Consider the following 21,631-nt stretch of genomic DNA (forward strand, 5'->3'; position numbering starts at 1 on the left):
TCAGCGTATATGGCCAGAAAAGCCTTAGCCTGCCCCGCGGGGGCGTAAGGACGGTTTATTACAGCAGGAACAGTGTTCCTAACCCCAAAAAGGCTACAAACCCTACAATATCGGTCACCGTGGTCAGAATCACCGAACCAGACAAGGCGGGGTCTATTTTAAATTTGTCGAGCATCACCGGCACCAGTACCCCCGCTAGAGCAGCGGCCACAATATTAAATAAAATAGCCAGGCATATCACCATACCGAGCAATGCATCGGTAAACCAAAAATAAGCAACTACGCCAATAACCACGGCCCAAATAACTCCATTCACGCCGCCTACTTTTAGCTCTTTTATCATCAATGCTTTTCGGTTGGCCGGGCTTACCTGCCCCAGCGCTAACCCTCTAACAATTAGGGTCAGAGTTTGGCTGCCGGCTATACCGCCCATACTCGCCACTACCGGCATAAGTACTGCCAGCGCTACGACTTGTTGTAATGTTGCTTCAAACAAACCGATAAACCAGGAGGCTAAAAAAGCAGTAAGTAGGTTTATTCCCAACCATAAAGCACGATTGCGAGCACTTTTAGCTACGGGTGAGAACAAATCCTCGTCTTCATCCATCCCCGCGGTGGCCATGACCTGACGTTCATAAAACTCATTAATAAGTTCGCTGGCCGAGGTAATATCCAAGCGGCCGAGCAATTTATTACTATCGTCCACCACGGGCAGCGCGGCATAACCTGAGCGCTGCACTTGTAACGAGGCGTTCGTTGACTCGTCATTGCCTTTTAGCACCGTCATGTTGTCTTCTATCAACTCCACCAGCGGCACATGTTCGGGGGAGCCAAATATTTGGGTCAGTCGAACAGCGGCGGAAAACTGGCCGGAACGGTTTACTAAAAAAATAGTGTCACAGTGTCGTGGCACATTGCGACGAATCAAACGTAAACCATCGCGCACTTTTGCATTCAGGGGCAGCACCAGTAGGTCATGGGTCAGCCAGTGCCCGACTTCGTCATCGTCAAACTGGGTTGCCGCCCGAAAGAATCGCTGTTGTTGGGCATCAAGTTCAGCATAGGCCAGATGCACAATACGATTAGGCAGCGAGTCCATCAGCTCCAGTAAGTCTTCTGCTTCGATATCTGAAAACAGTGCAACCCAGTCCGTTTCTGCGGTGGCATCTATCAAAATTTCCCGCGGGTCGCTACGCATCTCTACCAATACATCAAGCTTGCGATCCCGGGGCAAGTCCTGCCATAGCTTAATCCGGTGTTCCACCGGTAACGACTCCAGCAATGTCGCTACTGCGGTATCATCCTGGCTGGCCAGCGCCGACAAAATAGTCGCTGAATCATCCGGGGTGGAGTCCGAAACAATCTCCTGAATTAAATCCGGTAACGGTTCAGCCATAGTGACACTCCTTTAAACACACACTGGAAAATGGGAAAACGTAGCCGGCACCGCCGATCCTACCTCACCCCAGCTATATAACTTCATAGAATAACAGCAGCTTAGCAACGCGCTAAAAAGAAATTTATATTTTACCGTGAAGCGCTGGCAGAAAATGCGTAAAATCCGCTTGATGACAACAGATTCTACAGTACAGGCAGCCTCTGCCACTTTACCCGCCAATCAAGAGACCGCCCAGCAAGTCCTGGAGCGGGTTTTTGGTTATGCCACTTTTAGAACCGGCCAGCAAGATGTAATTGACCATATCATCGCCGGTCGCGATACGCTGGTATTGTTACCCACCGGCGGGGGCAAGTCGTTGTGTTACCAAATTCCTGCCATGGTACGCCCTGGCACCGGTATTGTGGTCTCCCCGCTTATCTCCCTTATGCAGGATCAGGTAGAGCAATTACAAGAAGTGGGGGTAAGTGCCGCGTACCTTAATTCCTCACTTGATGCCGACACTCAGCAAACCATCGTGCAGGCGATGCTTCACGGTGAGTATGACCTATTATATGTGTCGCCCGAACGCTTATTGCAGCCTTATTTTCAAAGTTTGCTTCAACGCATGGACATCGCGCTTTTTGCGGTAGATGAAGCGCACTGTGTTAGCCATTGGGGACATGATTTCAGACTCGATTACCGTTTACTTGGCCAGTTAAAAGCGCGGTTTAGTAATATCCCTGTGGTCGGACTCACTGCCACTGCTGATGCCGCCACTCAGGCCGATATTCTGGTTCAGCTGAATCTGGATAACCCTTTTGTTTTTAAGGGCAGTTTTGACCGCCCGAATATCCGTTATCGGGTAATGTCTAAATACAAAGGATTCGAGCAGGTTGCCGACTATGTTAAGCAACAGGAAGGCAGCGGTATTATTTACTGTAACAGCCGGGCCAAGGTAGATGACCTGTATGCTAAGCTTCACCGTTCGGGCGTCAGCTGTGCGGCCTATCATGCAGGCCTTGATTCAGACGAACGGGAACACGTGCAGCGGCGCTTTTTGAACGACCAAACCGATATTGTGGTGGCCACTGTGGCCTTCGGCATGGGGATTAACAAGTCCAACGTTCGCTTTGTGGTGCACCATGACGTACCCCGCAGCGTCGAAAGTTACTACCAGGAAACGGGCCGCGCGGGCCGTGACGGGCTGGATGCCGAAGCACTGCTGCTGTTTGATGAAAAGGATGTGGCGCGGGTAAAGCAGTGGATTGAGCAAGGCGACAAACCAGAACGAAACCAGATAGAATTGCAAAAATTTGCGGCTATGGAAGCCTTTTCTGAAGCCCAGACTTGTCGCCGGCAGGTACTACTAAACTATTTTTCGGAATTTAGCGATAAGCCCTGCGGCAACTGCGATATTTGCCTGGATCCCCCCAAGCTTATCGACGGCCTGGTGATCAGCCAAAAGATTCTATCTTGTGTATTGCGCCTTGAACAGCAGGCCGGCACGCAGTACGTCATTGATATTTTACGTGGTAAGCAGCTTAAACGAATCTTTGAGGCGGCTCATCAGGATCTTAGTACCTATGGTATTGGTAAAGAAGAGTCGGACAGTTACTGGCACAATATGATTAATCAGCTTATCCATAAAGGGTTATTACGGGTTGATTTAACGGCCGGCGCAGCGTTACGGCTGACAGAAGCCGCCCGGCCGGTGTTAAAAGGAGAAACTGCCGTACGCCTGGCGGTACCAAGACTAACCTTTAAAGCTGACAAAAAGAGCCGTCAAACCCCGCAGGTGTATGATAAGGCCTTATTCAAACGGCTTAAGCATTTGCGTAAGTCTTTGGCCCAGGAGCATAACGTGCCCCCCTATGTGGTGTTTTCAGACGCCACCTTAGTGGATATGGCCGCCCGCACACCTACCACACATAATGATATGCTGGATGTGAGCGGCGTGGGCCGCACCAAAATGGAACGCTATGGCGAGGCCTTTTTAATGCTTATCCGCGATTATCTGGAACGTACCGTTAATAACGACTTTTAATCAGGCATAGGCATATTCGCCGCCTTTTTCCAGTGCCCGTTGGTAGGCTGGGCGCTGTTGAACCCGCTTCACGTAGGCGCTGATGGCTGCATATTTATTCCCCCCACCGCGCGACATGAGCGCTTCAAGCGGGAAAATCATCTGTACATCGGCGCCGCTGGGGCCGTTCCCGGCGAACCAGTCATGAGAGGCCAGATAGGACTCTACATAACGCACGCTCTGTTCCAGGTTCGGACCATAATAAGCATCCATAATACCTTGGGTAATTTTTCGCGTAAGGGGGGCAATAAGTTTGGGTGACTTTTCTTTGGCTTTGTTCAGCACCAGGGTGGCTACCAGTGGTGGCATCAGCGAGCCCTCAGCAAAATGCAGCCAGAATAGATAATTCTGGAACTGGCCTGGTTCGGCCGGCACGGTGAACGTGCCCTGCCCGTGTTGGTTAATCAGGTACTCCACTATCGCGCCAGACTCGGCAAGCGTCCCAGTACCGGTAGTCAATACCGGTGAGCGCCCTAATGGGTGCACGGCGCGTAACTCCTTCGGGGCCAAATTCGTGGTAGGGTCGCGCTGGTACTTTTCCAGTTGATAATCCACGCCCAATTCTTCAAGTAACCACAAAATACGTTGTGAACGTGAGTTATTCAGATGATGTACGGTAAGCATAATTCCCTCAATAGCCGTTGATGTGAACGCCGTTTTCCAGTGTATTTACGTTCACCGCGAGACAGATTTTCAGTGACTGTATAATAATACCGTCAGACCAGCCCCCCAGATTACCTGTCAGGATATCTTTTGTCCCAGCTAATCTTTTGGTAGCCTTAGTTTTCTTTAAGCTGCCCCCTGTAGCGGAGTTACGTTGAAACTAACCCATCTTTATGCCACCGAACTTGCTGACCTGGTAACACCTATTCGCCCAGTATTGCCGGCAGATACACGCTTGCGAATGGTCAACAGCGAACTTGCCAGCCAATTATGCCTGCCTGAAACATGGTGGCAGGACAATAACCTGGCCACTGCGATGCAGGATGAGGATTTTGCGTTGTGTCGTCAGGCTGTCGCTCAAAAATACGGTGGCCATCAATTTGGCCACTGGAATCCGATGCTGGGTGATGGACGAGGGTTGTTACTGGCCGAAGTGGAAGATAGCCAGGGCCAGCATATTGACCTGCATCTTAAAGGAGCGGGAACCACGCCCTACTCCCGTCAAGGCGATGGGCGTGCAGTATTGCGCTCAACGTTACGTGAATACATTGGCAGCGAAGCGCTGCATCATTTGGGGATTCCCAGCTCTCGCGCTTTGGCCTTGTTTACCAGTGCCGATACCGTCTACCGCGAGCAGCCGGAAACCGCGGCAATGATGATTCGCACTGCGCCCAGTCATATCAGGTTTGGTCACTTCGAATATTACTACCATAGTCAACAACCTGAACAGCTCAAGCAACTGTTTGACCATGTGTTTATTCATCATTTCCCGGAAGTGTTGAAAAGCGATAACCCGCATTTAGCATTACTGCGCACCATTGTTTTACGCACCGCACGGATGATTGCCTTGTGGCAGGTTTACGGCTTTGTTCATGGGGTAATGAATACCGACAATATGTCTATTCACGGTATTACGTTTGACTACGGCCCCTATGCGTTTATGGATAGCTTTGTATCGAATGCGGTGTTTAACCATACCGACCAACAGGGACGCTATGCGTTTGACCAACAACCGGGGGTAGGATTGTGGAACCTGAATGCCTTGGCCCACGCTTTTTCCGACTATTGTACAACCTCGCAACTACGTGAAACGCTGTCCTTATATGAGCCCACCTTTATTCAACAGTATCAACAAATGATGGTACGCCGACTGGGCCTTGACGAGCCTACCGAGCGTAGCCTGGCGGTATTAAACCAGCTTACCGGCATGCTGGCAGACCAACAGCGCGACTATACCGTGATATTTCGCCAGTTAGCCCTGACCGACATCAGCACGGCCAATCCTGCACTACGCGACCAGTTTATTGACCGGGTAGCGTTTGATAAGTGGTGGGAAAGCTATCGGTCGCTGCGTATGGATGGGGGCGAAACAGAGGAGCAGCAAAAGCTCATGTGCAACATTAACCCTGCTGTGATTGCTCGCACGCATCACTTACAACAAGTGATTGAGGCCGCCAGAGAAGACAACTTTGAGCCCGCGCATAGTTTACTCAGCGCCTTACGCAGCCCCTTTAGCCAGAAGTGGGATGATAGCCGCTGGGCCGGCGCACCTGTCAACAACAGCCCGGTGAGCTTGTCATGCAGCAGCTAACGGCGGCAGCCTTGCGCAGTGCTATCCAGCGCAACGATAATCACCTCAGTGTAGCACTGCCGCTGCCTGCCTCGGTGGCGCAGGCTACCCACTTGGCAGAGCATATTGCCCAAAGCGGCGGATTTACGGTAGGTCCGACCCATTGGGGGGCTGACCGATTGCAGGTAATGTTAATCAAACAAGACATTAGCGCATTATTATGTATAGAATGGCTATGCGAGGCTATGTGGATTGAGCCTACCGGCACCGCCGAACTGACACAGGTATGGCAGGCGTTTCAACCTGGCTGAACCTGGCTTAACCGGCAAAAAAAGCAGCATGCTGCTTCTGCCCTTACCTGGGGAGCGTGCAAAGAATAATGATGAATACGCTACGATGTTATCGGCGTTTAGCTACACCTTTTGCCCTGTTCAGTGTCATATTGACGCTGTATGTGTCGCTGAGCCTGCGCCCAGCCCATGCTGCTATCAATATTACTGAACAGCCTCAATCAACATTATTAAACATTTCGCCAATTAGCGCGCCAGCCTATTTAGGTTATCAGGATATCCTGGCCATTACCCAGCAACAGGCTGCAGTGCCAGATGCGGCTTCGTCTTTAACCCGCTATTGGTATGTCGTTGCGCTAAACAACTCCACCGCTGAACCGCAAACCGTGTATATCAGCAACCCTCGGCTCATCCCCCTGCCCACCAGCATTTACCTGTTAGACAATAAAGACCGTATTATTAATGTTATCAACTATGGCACAGGCGATTACGAACTCCCCTATAGCTTTATACCTGGTCTAACATTGCCGGTCACCGTGTCTGCCAGTAACGCGGTCACGGTGATGTTTAGTGTTGAAGCAGCGGCCATTCCCTATTTCCCCTTGCAGCTACGTAGCGCCGCTGTCTTTACCTCGGATGTACAAAAACGCCTGGTACTACATAGTGTGGTTGCCGGCGGGTTAATTGTGCTGTTAATTTATTTTGCGTTAAGCCATTTGTACCAGCAAACCGGTGCAAGATTCTGGCTGGCGTGTAGCTGCCTGATACTCCTGGCCTTGTTGGGGAGCTTACAGGAACCGATAGCCCGCTGGTTTGAGTTTATGCAGTTTGGACATTACATTCTGGCCGCGCTTGGGGTGGTATTTTTATTAAGTATGGGCAAGTTTACCCATAGCTTGTTTTCACGTATTCCATGGTGGCTGAGGCTACTTAATTTACTGTTACCAGCAGGTATTTTACTTGCCTTAGCCAGCCCGTTAACTGGCGTGCCGGCCTTTCTCAATTTACTGTGCGTGCCTGCATACGGGGCATTTCAAATTACCATTTGTGCGTTATATCAGGATCGGCGCAACCGTTCCCTAAACCGCTTGTTAGCCGTAGCCTGGCTATTGCTAAGTCTGACGTGGGCACTGTTTTTAACCCAGTACAACCCCGGCTTGCTACCGCTGGTGCCGGCCCCGGTAAGTGCGGCCGCCGCGCTGTTAAGTGGTATGTGCGCCCTGGCTTTATGCGTATTACTGGCAGAGCGTGATTTATCGCGTCAGCAAATCCATACTCAGGCGCGTACTATTGATGATTTGAACGTGTTTTATGATTTGTTCCGCAACTCGGCTGAAGGCTTATACACATCCACTTTAGACGGCTCGCTTATTACGATAAACCCGGCTATGTGCACCCTGTTCGGCTACGCCGACGAGCCCACCATGCTGCGGGAGGTCAGCGATACCGCGTTATTTTACGCCGACCCCAATCAGCGCGATATTCTGGTAGGCGAATTACTGGAAAACAAAACCGTAATGGGGCGAGAAGTAAAAGGCCGCAAAGCCGATGGCACAGAATTCTGGTTCTCTATTTCCTGTCAGTTACATAAAGATAAAGGTAGCACCTATTTATCCGGGTCGATATTTGACATTACCGCTAAGAAGATGTCGGAAATTAACCTGACCTATATGGCCACCCACGATTCACTCACCGGCATTTACAACCGGCGTGAGTTTGAGAGTGCGTTAACCGACGCCGTCACCAACCAGGCTTCCGGCCATACGGTTATTTTGCTCTATCTTGATTTGGACCGGTTTAAAGCCGTCAATGATACCTGCGGCCATAAAGCCGGCGACAAACTTATCAAAGAATTAGCCCAGCAAATACGCGATACGCTAGGCGATAGGGGGATGCTTGCCCGCCTGGGCGGCGACGAATTCGGCGTTCTGATGACCAGCCAGACTCAGGAGTCAGCTTACATTATTGCGATGAAGCTGGTTGAAGCAGTTCGCAGTTATCGTTTCTTCTGGGAAAACCACATTTTTAATGTGGGTGTAAGTATCGGCCTGCTTAATGTGACGGAACATCACAGCGATGCCGACCAAGCGTTATTTCTGGCTGATGCAGCCTGCTATCTTGCCAAGCAACAGGGGCGCGATCAGGTTTATTGTTATCAGCGTCATGATGAACGTTTACAGCAGTATGAGCAGGAGTTGGACTGGGTTCAACTGTTGAATAAAGCATTACAGGGCGAAGGCTTTGAATTATTCTATCAGCACTACCGCCCCCTGAACTGGGAACACCAAGGGGACTGTTTTGAAATATTGTTGCGCTTGCGGTTATCTGACGGCACTTTGGCTGAGCCGGCGGACTTTATGCCGACTGCCGAGCGCTATAACGTGACCGCCCGTATTGACCGGTATGTGATCCAGCAGACGTTTAACTGGCTGCAAGATAACCCGCAATATCTTGCGCAGGTTAAATGTTGTAATATTAACCTTAATGGGCAATCGCTGGCCGATCTTGACCTGCGGCGGTTTTTACTGAGCCTGTTTGAGCGTAGCGTGGTGCCTTACGATAAGATTTGGTTTGATATTTGTGAAACAACTGCTGCAGCGCATAAACAACAAATACAGGATTTTATTCAAACCTTTGCCGCCTTAGGCTGCCATTTTGCGCTGGATAATTTTGGCAGTGGTTTTTCATCCTACGGCTGCATGAAAGAGTTACCGGTACACTGCATTAAAATTGACGGCAGTTTTGTTAAAGGTTTGCTGGATAACCCGTTGGACTCAGCGATTATAAGTTCATTTAAAGATATCGCCCAGGCCAGAGACATTATTACCGTGGCTGAGTGTGTAGAAGATGAGTCTACCCTTACCCAACTGGGCAAGTTAGGCATTGACTACGCTCAGGGTAACGCGGTGGCCCCACCAGCGGCGCTTAAAGACTACACACCGCTATAAATAAACCGGTAAGAGACAGCAGCCGTTTTGAGTGTTATAATATAACAATTACTTGGATTTTTATCAGGCAGCCCCATAATCAAGGCTTCCTATATCACGGTTAAGATGTGTCATGACCAGTAAGCAACCAAAATACGAATATGTTAGTTCTGCCCGTTTACCAACCCGTTTTGGTAATTTCACTATTCATGGCTTTGTAGAAGCCAGTGGCCAGGAGCACGTTGCGCTATCGTATGGCCAATGGGAAGCAGGCGATACAGTGCCTATTCGTATTCATTCTGAATGCCTGACCGGCGATGCTTTATTTAGCACCCGTTGCGATTGTGGTTTTCAACTGGAAAAAGCGCTACAAAACATTGTTGAACACGGCCGTGGTGTACTGCTGTATTTACGCCAGGAAGGTCGGGGAATAGGATTGTTGAATAAAATTCGAGCCTATAATCTTCAAGATAGTGGTATGGACACAGTTGAAGCTAACGAGCATTTGGGCTTCGATGCTGACTTACGAAGTTACGATATTTGCCAACTTATGCTCGATACTTTGACGGTGAGTAAAGTTGAATTAATGACAAATAACCCGCGCAAGCTGGATGCCCTGAAACAACTGGGTATTGATGTTGTAGCACGGCGGCCGATTGATCATGGCATAACCAAAGACAATAAACTGTACCTGAAAACCAAAACTGAAAAGTTAGGTCACGCTTTTGACCCTCACTTATTTAAATAACAGCTTTGTTTAGCCCTGATTCAGGTTCGGTTAATCCTTAATCCGCTATAACTACTCCATACTGTCACTGCCTGCTTGCGCAGTGACATCATCAGCAGGTCGGTACGCTTACTGACCGAAGGAGTATTTATGAAATTAACCAGCCTTGCCTTGGTGGCCTGTATGTCACTGGGCGCTGTAACATTGTCTCCCCCTCTTGCTGCACAATCTTATTCGACGGCGCAGAACAGCCATTACAGCGACAGCGAACTGGCTGAATTGGATAGCCTGTTAGCGCCGGTGGCGTTGTATCCAGATACGGTACTTACCCATGTGCTGATTGCCGCCACTGCCCCCCTTGATGTAGTTGCTGCGGACCGCTGGCAACAGCAAAATAGTCAGCTGAGCCCGACGGCAATAGAAGCGGAAGTGGCGCAATACGACTGGGATCCGAGCGTTAAAGCCTTACTGTTATTTAGCGATGTACTGCACACCATGGCAAGCGACCTACGATGGCTGGATAATTTAGGTCAGCATGTAACAGCCAGCCAGTCTCAGGTGTTGGCCCGGGTGCAGGTATTGCGAGACCAAGCTATGAATGCCGGAAATTTGCGCTCAAACAGTTATCAGCAGGTGAGCCGCAGCGACAGCACGGTAATTATTTTACCGGTGAGTGCCCACACCGTGCATCTGCCATATTATGATACACGCGTGGTTTATGGTCACTGGCAACATCATTATCAGCCGGTATACTGGCACCGGCCGGCACACTACCGGCAGGCTGGTTCGCTTTACTGGAGCCCCGGCATCCACTTTTCGGCAGTCTTTGATTTTGGCGCTATCCACTGGCGTAACCTCTATGTTGTGGTGAATCGTTTACCCATTAAACGCTATCGGTATCACTCACCGGTGAAACGGGTTTCTTCCCGCGATTTCCAGCGCTGGCAGCCCACCATGCGGGTGGTGCATACCAAACGGGTAGTACGCTCGACGCCAGCCCCGGTGGGCAAAATTAGTCACACCCGTCAGGTAGACCGGCAGGTTATCAAACATAGCAGCCGAACGGATCAGCGCACCGTTAAAAGCACTATCACCCGCCAGTCGGATAAGCCCCTAAACAGGGCTGCGCCGGAAAAGTTACGCCAGGCAAATGCTCACCAGTACCGGGTTAGTCCATCTGCATATGGCGAACGCCGCCCCACCACTACCAGGCAGCGGGCCCATCGCCAGGCGCCGGCATCCTCCCGCGGGCCCACGGGGCAGCATCGTGACGGCCGTACCATTAATCGTTAGTCACTGGTGGTACGAGCGAGTGCAGAGGCTGGAGTTAGCGTTCCAGGTAGCCCAGCATAGCCTCGACAAACCGTCGGGGCGCCTTGCTGTCCAGATTAAAGTACAGCGACGGTTCAATTAGCTCAACTTCCATAATGGCCCAGTCGCCAGCATGCCGCACCATATCGATGCGGGCGTACAAAGCGGGCACGGGTAGCGCGGCTAACGCTTGCTGCGCAATATATTGCATGCGCTCATCGGCCTTCATCGACTGTAACTGCCCGCCGTGCTCTTCCTGAACCCTGAAATCATTCTTCGCCGGGGTTTTTAATATGCTATGGCTAAGTTGGTCGGCAAAATAAAACAGTGAATACTCACCCTCTTCTACTATGGCATTTTCAAAGGGCTGAATCATATGAGGTCGTTGTGAGAAAGTGTTTTGTAAGCGGGATTCGTAGGCGCCAAGACTCTCTTTTGTAAGTCGATAGGTGTCGTCTGCATTAGCACTTACGGTGGGCTTTATTATTAAGGTATCCACCGCAAACTCATCGAATGCCTGAAGCAATGTCCGAGGCTGAAATTGCTCCATCCAAAGGGTGGGGATAACCGGTACACCGTCGGCTTGCAGCGTCTGCAGGTAGCGCTTATCCAAGTTCCATTGCATAAGCGCTAAAGGATTTTCCAACCGGGTTTGTTGGTTTATTTCTTCCAGCTTTTGCATAAACCGTTCTGGTTGCTGTTGATAGTCCCAGGTACTTCTGACAATGACCAATGCATAGTCCGCCCAATTTACGTTATCAGCATGCCATGAAATGGTTTGGGTTTGCCAGCCGTGCTCAGCCAGCGGTTCAGCCAACATATCATCGTAAACAAAGAAATCTTCCAGGTTATCAGTAGAAAGCAATGCAACACAGGGCATCAGAGCTCCTTAAAAACGTACGACAAGGTGATGATCTTCTATGGTGATATCAGTGGGCACCTGATTGCCTAACAAGGGCAGCTGGACCTTGTTAAAATCCAGCAACAAGATAAAGGGCGCCGGCTGATGTTGCAATGACTTGATTGAGTCTAATAATTCAGAGCCCGTCGTTAACTGCTTCTCTATAACCTCGAAATCGGTCAGTTCGGGGCGGATAATTTGTAAGCTTCGACCGGCTTTATCGTAATTTAACTGGCCCGACAAACTGGCGCGTACCGTAGCAGACTGTTGTTGCTGACGGCCACGAATCGTCAAGGTAACATTTACCTGATTTGCCGTTCCCAGCCCTAAAGAGGGTTCCGAAAAAACCATATCAATCCCCTGATATTGATGGGTCTGGGGAAAGGCCATTTTAGCCATCTGATTCACATCACTTTGCGACAACCGCATATTGAGCGCCGCCACTTGCGCTGAGAACGCCACGGTCATCAACAAAACGAGTTTAATTGTCCAGTTATGTAACATAAATACCTCACTGTATAGTTGGTGTGTACTTTAGCACAATTGCCCTGAGTCTATGGTAATGGATAATACGCACAGCTATGATAGCCCTATTACTCATGTCATGATTTTACACTCACACACTTATGCTGGATAACATTCAGGCTCTGCTGGCAACTACGCTGTTTTCGCTTTACGAACGTCCATTCACAGTGGGCGAAGTTTTGCTTGTTCCCCTCTTGCTGATAATGGGTTGGTGGGGCGCCGACAAATTAGCTCATTTAGCAACCTTCAGGCTGCGTAAAAGTGGTGCCAGCGCCGACTCGGTCCACCTGTTCAAACGTATTTTTTATATTATTGCGCTCGCGGTATTGGCGATAACCACGTTGGATGTGTTGAATGTGCCTCTTACCGCGTTTGCGTTTTTATCCGGGGCTATCGCTATCGGCTTTGGTTTTGGCGCCCAAAATATCATTAATAATTTTATCAGTGGCTGGATACTCATGTGGGAACGCCCTATCCGAATCGGCGATTTTCTGGAAGTAGACGGTGCCAGGGGCTCGGTAGAAGCAATTAACACCCGCTCTACCCGCATTCGTCGTATAGATGGCGTGCATATGCTGATCCCCAACAGCAAACTGCTTGAAAACACCGTAATCAACTGGACCCTGATAGATTATTTAACCCGTACATCCGTGCGTGTTGGGGTGGCTTACGGATCCGACTGTACACTGGTGGCCGACCTTATCCGCCAGGCTGCCGATGAACAGGAGCATATCCTTAAAGACTCCAAGCCCGTGGTCATTTTTGAAGACTTTGGTGACAGCGCGCTGATTTTTGAGGTGTACTTTTGGGTGAATGCCACTGTAGAACGCGACCTGAGATTAATTCGGAGTGAACTACGTTTTGCGATAGACCGAATATTTAATGCGCATAAGGTAGTCATTGCCTATCCTCAACGCGATGTGCATATCGACGGCGACCTGGTACTACGCCGGGAAGCGCGCTCTTAATACGCTAATAAACAGGGTAAGTAGGCTTTGTCGCCCAATTAATAGCAACATTACTTAATTTTAATTCCCCGGAATCAGGCTCTGAGGGCCTGATTTAGCGCGTTCCTATTAACCTTCATAACCTTATACCAAAGTTCATAACCTTTTTAGTATTCAGGTGCTTATACTGGGTATATCTGGCATTGGCCACTATTAGGACTTACTTGATGTACCCTTGGATAAAAGATGGTTTATTGATTTTCCGCTACCTGCTATTGGTACAGTTTATAGTTGCCATTGTAATTGGCTTTATTACCAATGATCTGGCCCCGGCGTTTATCTTTGGTCTGCCAATTATTGTTGTGCCACTGCTACTTACCCAATTACAGCCCGCCAGCTTACTATGCCGTATTAGTGTGGCAGTAGGGGTTCAGCTAATGGCGGCACTGCATATTCACCAAACCTTCGGGTTAATCGAAATGCATTTTCAGGTGTTTGTATTACTGGCATTTCTGGCCTATTTTCGCGATTGGAAAACCATGGCGGCCGGTACCCTCACTGTAGCGACTCATCACATCGGCTTCTTTGTCCTTCAGGTACAAGGAACGCAAGTTTATGTCTTTGAAGAAGGCCATGTGACCTTTGGTATGCTGATACTGCATGCGGTATTTGCATTAAGTGAAGGTTTATTACTTATGCTGATGGCCCACCGGGCGAACCAGGAAGGGATTGCCGGGCTGGAAGTTCGTCAGGGTATAGAAAAAATACTTAAAGAAGATGGCTTAATAGATCTGAATACCAAAACAGGCACCACCAGCTTAAATGGTCAGCACTTCGCAGCCCTGATAGAAAAGATCGCGCAGTTGGTATCTCGTTCAGATACGCTAACCACCGATTTAAGCCAGGTTAGCAGTACTATGTTGCAAGCCGCAGGCATGATGCAGCAAACCAGCATCAACGCCAGTGCCGAGATTACCAATATTTCGGCAGCCTGTGAGCAAATTGCGGTAGGTATGGGTCAGGCTTCAGAACGTATTCATGAGGCCAATGAGCTGACCACCTTTACTCAGGAGCAGATTTTACAGTCTCAGACGGTCATCAAAGCGGCAGGCGGAACTATTGCCTCTTTGAAAGATACGTTATCAGATGCAGCCTCTACCAATGCTGAGCTAAACCGCCGGTGTAGTGCTATCGCGGATGCTATGCGCTCAATTACTGCGGTGGCGGAACAAACCAACTTACTGGCGCTAAACGCCGCCATTGAGTCGGCCCGGGCAGGCGAGCATGGCCGAGGTTTTGCGGTCGTCGCCGATGAAGTCCGCACGCTGGCGATACGCTCGAAGGAAAGTGCAGACGAAATTTCCACGGTAACCGAACAACTGGTAAGCAGCACCGCTCGTTCGGTTACCCAAATGGAAGCCTGTATCGGCTTGGTAGGCAAAGCCTATGATGAAAGTAATCAGGTATCCGACGCGATGAGCAATATTGTGGCTAAAATTGGTAAATCTACCGACTTTATGGCTGAAGTATCAGCCGCGGCGGTGGAGCAAGAGGCCGCTACCGCCGCCATTGCAGAAAGTACCACTCGTATATCTGATGTAGTCGAACTAAGCTCGGGCAGTGCCACCGAGCTACAGCATCAGGTTGAGCAATTAAACCAGCTTAGCGCGGATATGCAGGCAGCATTGAAAAGCTTTATTATTCGATGAAAGCCGCGCTGGGGTATGTGTTGATTGCCTGTTGGGCTAGTGCTTTGCTGGGCGGCATGTGGCTGTATAGCCGTACCCAGCTAAGTGAGTTCGACCCTGCCCTGCAATTAAATTCGGCTGCTGCTGAACCGGGTTTCGACGAACGCGTGGTTGAGGCTTTGATAGCGGCAGGAGCGACCCCGGGCAGCGTAATACATTTTGCCAGACGCCAGAACTGTTTTTGTGAAACCCTCACTCAGCCCCATCGCCAGCAACTACTCAGTGCGCTGGCAGGTTTTTCAGCCATCACCCTCGACCCTGATAATATTGCGTTTTTGTCTGCGTTTTTAAGCCATACCCCGGCGGTAGCCGTCATTGATCGCCAGCGGCGTTTACGCTACCTGGGGCCTTATGCACAAGGTTACGGATGTATGACCGGGCGTACGTTTGTGGAGGCTATTATCAGTAGTGTTACCACCCGCTATAACCCGGCGGCCGTGGTGAACAGTAATGCTACAGGATGCTTTTGCCAGCGCTGAATACGCTCAGGCGCCGCCGGTTTCATTCGCATCACCCCCCAATCCTTTAAGATGGGCCACTACGCTACGCCCTAAAGCACTTAAGTCGTATCCCCCCTCCAGGCTGCTGACTATTCTGCCATCACAGCATTCATCTGCCAGGCGCCGCAGGGCGTGGCTCACCCACTTATAATCATCTTCGGTAAGGCGTAAATGGGCCATGGGATCTTCTGCATGGCCGTCAAAACCTGCCGAGACTATAATCAGACCAGGTTGAAACTCTCTGATGGCCCTAAACCAGCCTTCAATAGCTTGCCTAAATTGCTCGCCAGTTGCCCCCGGGGGAAGCGGTATAGCCACTGTATTGGGGCTGGCTTTATCATTGTCGCGATAAGGATATAACGGGTGTTCAAAAGAGGAGCACAGCAAAATCCGTTCATCGCCTTCAATAATATGCTCAGTGCCGTTACCGTGATGCACGTCAAAATCTACAATGGCCACCCGCTGCAACTGCAACGGGTAGTGAGTTAGCGCATAGCGTGCGGCCAGAGCCACATTGTTGATAAAGCAAAAACCCATTGCCTGGTTTTTTTCAGCATGGTGGCCGGGCGGGCGAACCATACAAAATGCCTGGCGGTCCTGCCCGGCCATCACCCAATCCACGGCGTCGCACACCGCACCAGCTGCATAGCTTATCGCGCTTAGCGTACTGCTCATCATACCGGTTTCGTCATCCAGCCATTCCACTGTATCGGTAGGGGTGCGGGCAAATAAATTATCGATATAGGTCTTATCGTGCGCTAAATAAAGTTGTTGTTTGGCCACCGGTTTCGCATCTGCATGCTCGCAAGTCATCTCTAATCCGGACGCAATTAACTGGTCATTGATAGCATACAAGCGATCCGGGCTTTCAGGATGCGCAGCGCCTAAGTCATGCAAGGTACAGTCTCGCCCTCGGTAAATTCTAACCGTCATACGTTAGCGTCCTCCAGCTTCAGCACCAACTCCACCTCGGTGGGATCATCGCTAAACACCCGGGTAAAGTTGTGCTGCTCAAAAATAGTGATCATCGGTTTGTTAGCCGCCCGTACATACGCCATCATCTTTGCAATACCGCGCTGGCGTGCAATATCAATTAAACGTGCCAGCAGACGGCTGGCCATGCCTTTACCCTGGTGGGTTTCACGGGTCACAAAAGCCGCCTCACAACTGTTGTCTGCCGGGTAATAATAAAATCTACCTACCGCATGGATAGTAACTCTGGAACCATCCTGGCGGACAATACACAAGGCTGCATCACTGCTTTGATCCACGCTAACCAGGTTACAGGATTTTTCCCGCGACATTTGTTTAGGGTCGTAGTTGTAACGTAGCCGGAGGGTTTCCTTGGTGTGTGAATAAAAGAACTCCTGCAGGCGTCGTTCATCGGCCGGGTTGAGCGGACGCAAATAAAATGTTTCGCCTTGTATAACCAGTTTTTGTAGCTGAATTCCCCCCAATTCAGGGATATCAGTGGGGTATTTTTCCTGGTAATGCGGCACCCAGTAATGGGTACGTACTTCTTCCAACAACTGCGCTCGAAACTTCGGGTGCGCTACCCGGATAAGTTCTAAGGCCCGTTCGCGAATGCTTTTGCCTTTTAACGATGCTACGCCATACTCAGTAACCACATAATGTACATTGCCCCTCGAAGTTACGACCCCGGCCCCTTCGGTAATACTGGCGACAATCCGTGACACAGTTTCATTTTTCGCTGTAGACGGCAGTGCAATTATTGGTTTGCCTCCCCTGCTTATTGATGCGCCGGTAACAAAGTCGACCTGACCGCCGATGCCTGAATAAAAATCATACCCGATAGAGTCCGCCACTACCTGGCCGGTTAAGTCCACCTCCAGGGCACTGTTGATGGCAATCATATTGTCATTTTTGGCGATGTTCGTAGGCTTGTTTACATAACTGCTGGCGTAAAACTCAATGTGCGGATTATTATCGATAAAGTCATACAACTTACGGCTGCCAATCGCAAAACTGGTAACCACTTTGCCCGGATGAAAGGTTTTTTTCCGGTTGGTAACCGCCCCCGACTCCAACAGTTCAATAATACTGTCGGTGAGCATTTCGCTGTGGATACCCAGTTCTTTGTGATTGCATAAATATTTGAGGGTAGCACTGGGGATTTTGCCGATGCCAAATTGCAACGTTGCGCCGTCTTCCACCAGCATTGACACATACTGTCCAATCCGTTCAGCCTGCGTATCAATAGGCGGTGGCGTCACTTCAATCAGCGGCTCGTCGGCCTCAATACAAGCACTAATTTCGTTAATGTGCACATAGGAGTGCCCGGCCGTTCTAGGTACATGCCGATTAATTTGAGCAATGACCAGCTTAGTATGGCGCACCGCCGACATGCAGATATCCACACTGGCGCCCAGTGAACAATATCCGAACTCATCCGGTGGGCTAACATTGATCAATACCGCATCCAGCGCCAGCGTGCCATCGGTAAACAAACTGGAAATTTCTGATAAGAAGCAGGGAGTGTAGTCTGCCCGGCCTTCATCTACTGCCCGCCGTACTTCGTCACCGCCAATAAAAAAGGTATTCACTTTAAACAGTTGCCGGTATTCCTCTTTCGCCCACGGGGTATCGCCCAGGGCCAGTCCGTGCACCAGCTCAATATCGCTGAACCCTTTGCTGTTATCAATCAGGTTTTGTACCAGGGCGTGAGGCACCGAAGCGTGCCCGCCCACAAACACCCGACAACCTGATTTCAACATGGAAGGCCAGTTTGGTGGCCCGGGTAAGCTAAAATCCATCGCAGCACTCCGTGTGTGGCATTTGCCCTATCATGCCATAAAACACAAGGGCAGGTAGTGGCCGGAGCAAGTAAATATATCAGCGATTAGTCGTAGAACCCTGCATAAAAAAGGCAGCGATAATCGCTGCCTTTTAAGGGGGTACATGTGGTTAAACGTTAATCTTTGTGTTCGTGCGACTCAACTTCTTTACGGTCAAACAAACGCTCTACAAATACATAGAACATAGGCACAAAGAAAATAGCCAGGAAGGTAGCGGCAAACATCCCGCCCATCACCGCAATACCTATCGCGTTCTGACTGGTCGCCCCTGCTCCGCTGGCCAGCGCCAACGGCGTCACTCCCAGAATAAATGCCATAGATGTCATCAAAATAGGTCTGAAACGCTGACTGGCGGCGGTGGATACCGCGGTCATCAAGTCTTCACCTTCTTCGAATTTTTCTTTGGCAAATTCGACGATCAGAATAGCGTTTTTAGCCGCTAATCCTACGGTGGTCAGGAACGCCACCTGCAAGTACACATCGTTAGGCAAATTGAATAAAAACGCGGCCACTACCGAACCTAAAATACCCAGCGGCACCACCAGCATAACCGCAAAGGGCACCGACCAGCTTTCATACAGCGCGGCCAGACACAGGAATACTACCAAAATGGAGATAGCATACAGCATAGGCGCCTGCGACCCAGCCGCACGTTCTTCATAGGATAACCCAGACCATTCCAACACAAAGCCATCGGGCAGCTTTGTGACCAGATCCTGCATAATCGTCATTGCTTCACCGCTAGACACACCTGGTGCTGCGCCGCCCTGAATATTTACCGATGAGGTGCCGTTAAAACGCTCAAGCTTAGGTGAACCATAATCCCAGGTTGAGGTGGAAAAGGAGCTGAACGCGACCATCTCACCATCGCTGTTGCGCACATACCATTTATCCAAATCTTCTGGTTTCATGCGATGCGGCGCATCGGCCTGCATATATACCCGTTTTATGCGCCCATCATCAATAAAGTCATTGACGTAAGCAGATCCCCAGGCAATTTGCAGCGCGTTATTGATATCACTTAACGATACGCCAAGAGCCGAGGCTTTCTCGTTATCAATATCAATTTTAAATTGCGGGACATCACTTAGCCCATTTGGCCGCACCCCTGCTAATTGCGGATTTTGGGCTGCCATGCCCAATAGCTGGTTACGCGCGTTCATCAGAGCTTCATGCCCGTTACTACCCCGGTCAACTAACTGTAAGTCGAAGCCGGTAGCATTACCTAACTCGCGAATAGGAGGCGGTAGGATAGGGAAAGCTTGCGCGTCTTTAATCTGACTGAAGGCCCCAAAGGCCTGGTTCAGTACAGCAAAGGCACTTTGCGACTCATCTCGTTCATCCCAGTCATTCAGGTGAACGAAGCCCATTGCAGCATTTTGGGCCGCGCCTGCAAAGCTAAAGCCGACAACGGTAAACAGGTCGTGAGTAACATCTTTTTTCTCTTCCAGGAAGAAATGTTCAACCTGTTTTACCGATTCCAGCGTACGCTGGGCCGTGGAGCCAGGCGGGGTATTAACCAACACCATCAACGTGCCCTGGTCTTCATCCGGTAAAAACGCCCCGGGCAAACGCATAAAGATAAACACCATGCCGGCTACCAGTACGCCATATACCACCAGATAACGCTTAAACCGTTGCGCTATATGGGTAGTGGCTTTTTGGTAGCGATCGCGCCCTTTATTAAAATTACGGTTGAACCATCCAGCAAAGCCTTTTTCTTTATCTTTGTTCGGGTCGTGTTTTTTCAGTAGCGTGGCACACAATGAAGGAGACAATACTATGGCCACCAGGACGGAGAACGCCATGGCCGACACGATAGTGATAGAAAACTGACGATAGATAGACCCAGCCGAGCCGCTAAAGAACGCCATAGGAATAAATACAGTAGATAGCACCGCGGCAATACCTACCAGAGCACTGGTAATTTGGCCCATGGACTTACGGGTCGCTTCTTTGGGCGAGAGACCCTCTTCTTCCATAATACGTTCGACGTTTTCCACCACTACGATGGCGTCATCTACTAATAAACCGATGGCCAGGACCATAGCGAACATAGTCAGTACATTAATACTAAAGCCAAAGGCATAAAGCACGGCAAACGTACCCAATAAAACCACCGGTACCGCTATAGTAGGAATCAGCGTGGCCCGCCAATTTTGTAAAAACAGTAGCATAACCAGGAATACTAGTACGACTGCTTCTATTAAGGTATGCACCACCGACTCTATGGATAGTTCAATAAAGGGCGAGGTGTCGACTGGGAAAACAACTTCCACGCCGGCCGGTAGCTGGCCGCGAAGATCTTCCACCCGCGCTTTAACCGCTTCGATGGTCGACAGTGCATTAGCGCCAGAAGACAGGCTTACCGCCATCCCAGAAGCGGGCTGACCTTTATAGCGGGTAATATAGCTGTAGTTTTCCGAACCTAACTCTACCCGGGCAACATCTTTTAAGCGAACCTGGGAACCATCGGTATTCACCCGCAGAATAATATTTTCGAAATCTTCTTCTGTTTGCAGCAGTGACTGTGCCTGAATCGTGGCATTAATTTGCTGGCCTTCAATGGCCGGCATACCGCCAAGCTGACCTGCTGAAACATCAGTATTTTGGGTTTGCACCGCCGCCTGCACATCTACCGGCGTCATATTAAAGCTGTACAGTTTGTCGGGGTTTAGCCATATACGCATGGACCGCTGGGCGCCAAATACCCTAACGTTACCCACCCCGTTGACACGCGAAATAGGATCTCTGAATTCAGAAACCAATAAGTCACTTAAATCGAACTGGGTTTGGTTGCCATCCGTTGAATAAAACCCGATAACCAAAGCAAAAGCATCGTTAGACTTGGTTACGGTTACCCCTTGTTGCTGAACCGATGTAGGTAACAGTGACACAGCGCTTTGTACTTTGTTCTGCGTTTGTACCTGGGCGGTGTCGGGATCCGTGCCGGGCTCGAAGGTTAGCGTAATTGCCATACTTCCGCGCTGCGAACTAGACGAAAAATAACGCAGATTATCGATACCGTTGAGGTTTTGCTCAATGACCTGAGTAACTGAGTTTTCGACTGTTTTCGCTGACGCACCTGGATAGGCTGCATCAATTTGAACCGACGGGGGCGCAACTTTCGGGTATTGTTCCACCGGTAAGTTGTTTATTGCCAGCACCCCGGTCAGCATAGTGATAATTGCCAGAACCCAGGCAAATACCGGACGATCAATGAAGAAACGTGCCATAAATCTAAA

At 49.9% G+C, this 21,631-nt stretch carries 16 protein-coding genes; 9 read left to right on the plus strand and 7 right to left on the minus strand.

The genetic code is table 11. The features are described 5' to 3' along the window. Positions 1-58: 58 nt before the first annotated feature. Positions 59-1,396 carry a magnesium transporter gene (locus tag D0Y50_RS18455; RefSeq protein ID WP_108566657.1) on the minus strand — a complete coding sequence of 446 codons (1,338 nt, stop codon included), beginning with the start codon at positions 1,394-1,396 and terminating at the stop codon, positions 59-61. 172 nt (positions 1,397-1,568) lie between these two features. Here D0Y50_RS18455 and recQ point away from each other — a divergent pair, with 172 nt between their 5' ends. Continuing rightward, positions 1,569-3,422 (plus strand): DNA helicase RecQ, encoded by a 1,854-nt coding sequence (gene recQ / locus D0Y50_RS18460; protein WP_117318850.1) that lies wholly within the window; start codon positions 1,569-1,571, stop codon positions 3,420-3,422. On the opposite strand, the gene D0Y50_RS18465 is transcribed toward recQ, so the two are convergent. After that, positions 3,423-4,085, minus strand: coding sequence for a glutathione S-transferase family protein (locus D0Y50_RS18465; RefSeq protein ID WP_108566656.1), 663 nt, complete (start codon positions 4,083-4,085; stop codon positions 3,423-3,425). A gap of 193 nt (positions 4,086-4,278) precedes the next feature. Between D0Y50_RS18465 and D0Y50_RS18470 the strand changes: the two genes are divergently transcribed. The 5 genes from D0Y50_RS18470 to D0Y50_RS18490 all read left to right on the plus strand — a co-directional run bounded on the left by D0Y50_RS18470 (position 4,279) and on the right by D0Y50_RS18490 (position 10,931). Then, on the plus strand, positions 4,279-5,715 hold the full coding sequence (locus D0Y50_RS18470; protein ID WP_108566655.1) for a protein adenylyltransferase SelO: 1,437 nt from the start codon (positions 4,279-4,281) through the stop codon (positions 5,713-5,715). After that, complete coding sequence (locus tag D0Y50_RS18475) at positions 5,703-6,005, plus strand: DUF3630 family protein (RefSeq protein WP_108566654.1); 303 nt, start codon at positions 5,703-5,705, stop codon at positions 6,003-6,005. The genes D0Y50_RS18470 and D0Y50_RS18475 overlap by 13 nt, the downstream gene beginning before the upstream one ends. 68 nt (positions 6,006-6,073) lie before the next feature. After that, complete coding sequence (locus tag D0Y50_RS18480; RefSeq protein WP_108566653.1) at positions 6,074-8,932, plus strand: EAL domain-containing protein; 2,859 nt, start codon at positions 6,074-6,076, stop codon at positions 8,930-8,932. Between the two features lie 112 nt (positions 8,933-9,044). Next, on the plus strand, positions 9,045-9,659 hold the full coding sequence (ribA, locus tag D0Y50_RS18485; protein WP_117318386.1) for a GTP cyclohydrolase II: 615 nt from the start codon (positions 9,045-9,047) through the stop codon (positions 9,657-9,659). Between the two features lie 129 nt (positions 9,660-9,788). Further along, complete coding sequence (locus D0Y50_RS18490; RefSeq protein ID WP_117318388.1) at positions 9,789-10,931, plus strand: DUF3300 domain-containing protein; 1,143 nt, start codon at positions 9,789-9,791, stop codon at positions 10,929-10,931. A gap of 34 nt (positions 10,932-10,965) precedes the next feature. On the opposite strand, the gene D0Y50_RS18495 is transcribed toward D0Y50_RS18490, so the two are convergent. Together D0Y50_RS18495 and D0Y50_RS18500 are read right to left on the minus strand one after the other, a co-directional pair. Continuing rightward, positions 10,966-11,829 carry an ATP-grasp domain-containing protein gene (locus D0Y50_RS18495; protein ID WP_108566650.1) on the minus strand — a complete coding sequence of 288 codons (864 nt, stop codon included), beginning with the start codon at positions 11,827-11,829 and terminating at the stop codon, positions 10,966-10,968. 9 nt (positions 11,830-11,838) lie between these two features. Continuing rightward, positions 11,839-12,354, minus strand: coding sequence for a DUF1439 domain-containing protein (locus D0Y50_RS18500; RefSeq protein ID WP_108566649.1), 516 nt, complete (start codon positions 12,352-12,354; stop codon positions 11,839-11,841). Positions 12,355-12,476: 122 nt separating this feature from the next. Here D0Y50_RS18500 and D0Y50_RS18505 point away from each other — a divergent pair, with 122 nt between their 5' ends. The 3 genes from D0Y50_RS18505 (at position 12,477) to D0Y50_RS18515 (ending at position 15,549) form a co-directional block, all read left to right on the plus strand. Further along, complete coding sequence (locus D0Y50_RS18505; protein ID WP_108566648.1) at positions 12,477-13,343, plus strand: mechanosensitive ion channel family protein; 867 nt, start codon at positions 12,477-12,479, stop codon at positions 13,341-13,343. A 206-nt stretch (positions 13,344-13,549) separates the two neighbouring features. Next, positions 13,550-15,031, plus strand: coding sequence for a methyl-accepting chemotaxis protein (locus D0Y50_RS18510; RefSeq protein ID WP_108566647.1), 1,482 nt, complete (start codon positions 13,550-13,552; stop codon positions 15,029-15,031). After that, positions 15,028-15,549, plus strand: a complete 522-nt coding sequence (locus tag D0Y50_RS18515) for a DUF6436 domain-containing protein (RefSeq protein ID WP_108566646.1) — start codon at positions 15,028-15,030, stop codon at positions 15,547-15,549. Before D0Y50_RS18510 ends, D0Y50_RS18515 begins: the two co-directional genes overlap by 4 nt. A 6-nt stretch (positions 15,550-15,555) precedes the next feature. On the opposite strand, the gene D0Y50_RS18520 is transcribed toward D0Y50_RS18515, so the two are convergent. The 3 genes from D0Y50_RS18520 to D0Y50_RS18530 form a co-directional block, all read right to left on the minus strand. Beyond that, a complete protein-coding gene (locus D0Y50_RS18520; RefSeq protein ID WP_117318391.1) occupies positions 15,556-16,503 on the minus strand; it encodes a histone deacetylase family protein in 948 nt (315 codons plus the stop codon). Then, positions 16,500-18,344, minus strand: coding sequence for a GNAT family N-acetyltransferase (locus D0Y50_RS18525; RefSeq protein WP_108566644.1), 1,845 nt, complete (start codon positions 18,342-18,344; stop codon positions 16,500-16,502). The genes D0Y50_RS18520 and D0Y50_RS18525 overlap by 4 nt, the downstream gene beginning before the upstream one ends. Before the next feature lie 158 nt (positions 18,345-18,502). Continuing rightward, positions 18,503-21,622 carry an efflux RND transporter permease subunit gene (locus tag D0Y50_RS18530; RefSeq protein ID WP_117318393.1) on the minus strand — a complete coding sequence of 1,040 codons (3,120 nt, stop codon included), beginning with the start codon at positions 21,620-21,622 and terminating at the stop codon, positions 18,503-18,505. Positions 21,623-21,631 lie beyond the last annotated feature (9 nt).

Origin of the sequence: Salinimonas sediminis (genome assembly GCF_003429285.1) — a bacterium.
Classification (GTDB): Bacteria; Pseudomonadota; Gammaproteobacteria; order Enterobacterales; family Alteromonadaceae; genus Alteromonas; species Alteromonas indica.

Coding starts and splice junctions, on each gene's coding strand:
- D0Y50_RS18520 (WP_117318391.1), bottom strand. CDS start 16,503: ATGACGGTTAGAATTTACCGAGGGCGAGACTGTACCTTGCATGACTTA.
- D0Y50_RS18475 (WP_108566654.1), top strand. CDS start 5,703: ATGCAGCAGCTAACGGCGGCAGCCTTGCGCAGTGCTATCCAGCGCAAC.
- D0Y50_RS18505 (WP_108566648.1), top strand. CDS start 12,477: ATGCTGGATAACATTCAGGCTCTGCTGGCAACTACGCTGTTTTCGCTT.
- D0Y50_RS18455 (WP_108566657.1), bottom strand. CDS start 1,396: ATGGCTGAACCGTTACCGGATTTAATTCAGGAGATTGTTTCGGACTCC.
- D0Y50_RS18510 (WP_108566647.1), top strand. CDS start 13,550: ATGTACCCTTGGATAAAAGATGGTTTATTGATTTTCCGCTACCTGCTA.
- recQ (WP_117318850.1), top strand. CDS start 1,569: ATGACAACAGATTCTACAGTACAGGCAGCCTCTGCCACTTTACCCGCC.
- D0Y50_RS18500 (WP_108566649.1), bottom strand. CDS start 12,354: ATGTTACATAACTGGACAATTAAACTCGTTTTGTTGATGACCGTGGCG.
- D0Y50_RS18465 (WP_108566656.1), bottom strand. CDS start 4,085: ATGCTTACCGTACATCATCTGAATAACTCACGTTCACAACGTATTTTG.
- D0Y50_RS18490 (WP_117318388.1), top strand. CDS start 9,789: ATGAAATTAACCAGCCTTGCCTTGGTGGCCTGTATGTCACTGGGCGCT.
- D0Y50_RS18515 (WP_108566646.1), top strand. CDS start 15,028: ATGAAAGCCGCGCTGGGGTATGTGTTGATTGCCTGTTGGGCTAGTGCT.
- ribA (WP_117318386.1), top strand. CDS start 9,045: ATGACCAGTAAGCAACCAAAATACGAATATGTTAGTTCTGCCCGTTTA.
- D0Y50_RS18495 (WP_108566650.1), bottom strand. CDS start 11,829: ATGCCCTGTGTTGCATTGCTTTCTACTGATAACCTGGAAGATTTCTTT.
- D0Y50_RS18530 (WP_117318393.1), bottom strand. CDS start 21,622: ATGGCACGTTTCTTCATTGATCGTCCGGTATTTGCCTGGGTTCTGGCA.
- D0Y50_RS18525 (WP_108566644.1), bottom strand. CDS start 18,344: ATGGATTTTAGCTTACCCGGGCCACCAAACTGGCCTTCCATGTTGAAA.
- D0Y50_RS18480 (WP_108566653.1), top strand. CDS start 6,074: ATGATGAATACGCTACGATGTTATCGGCGTTTAGCTACACCTTTTGCC.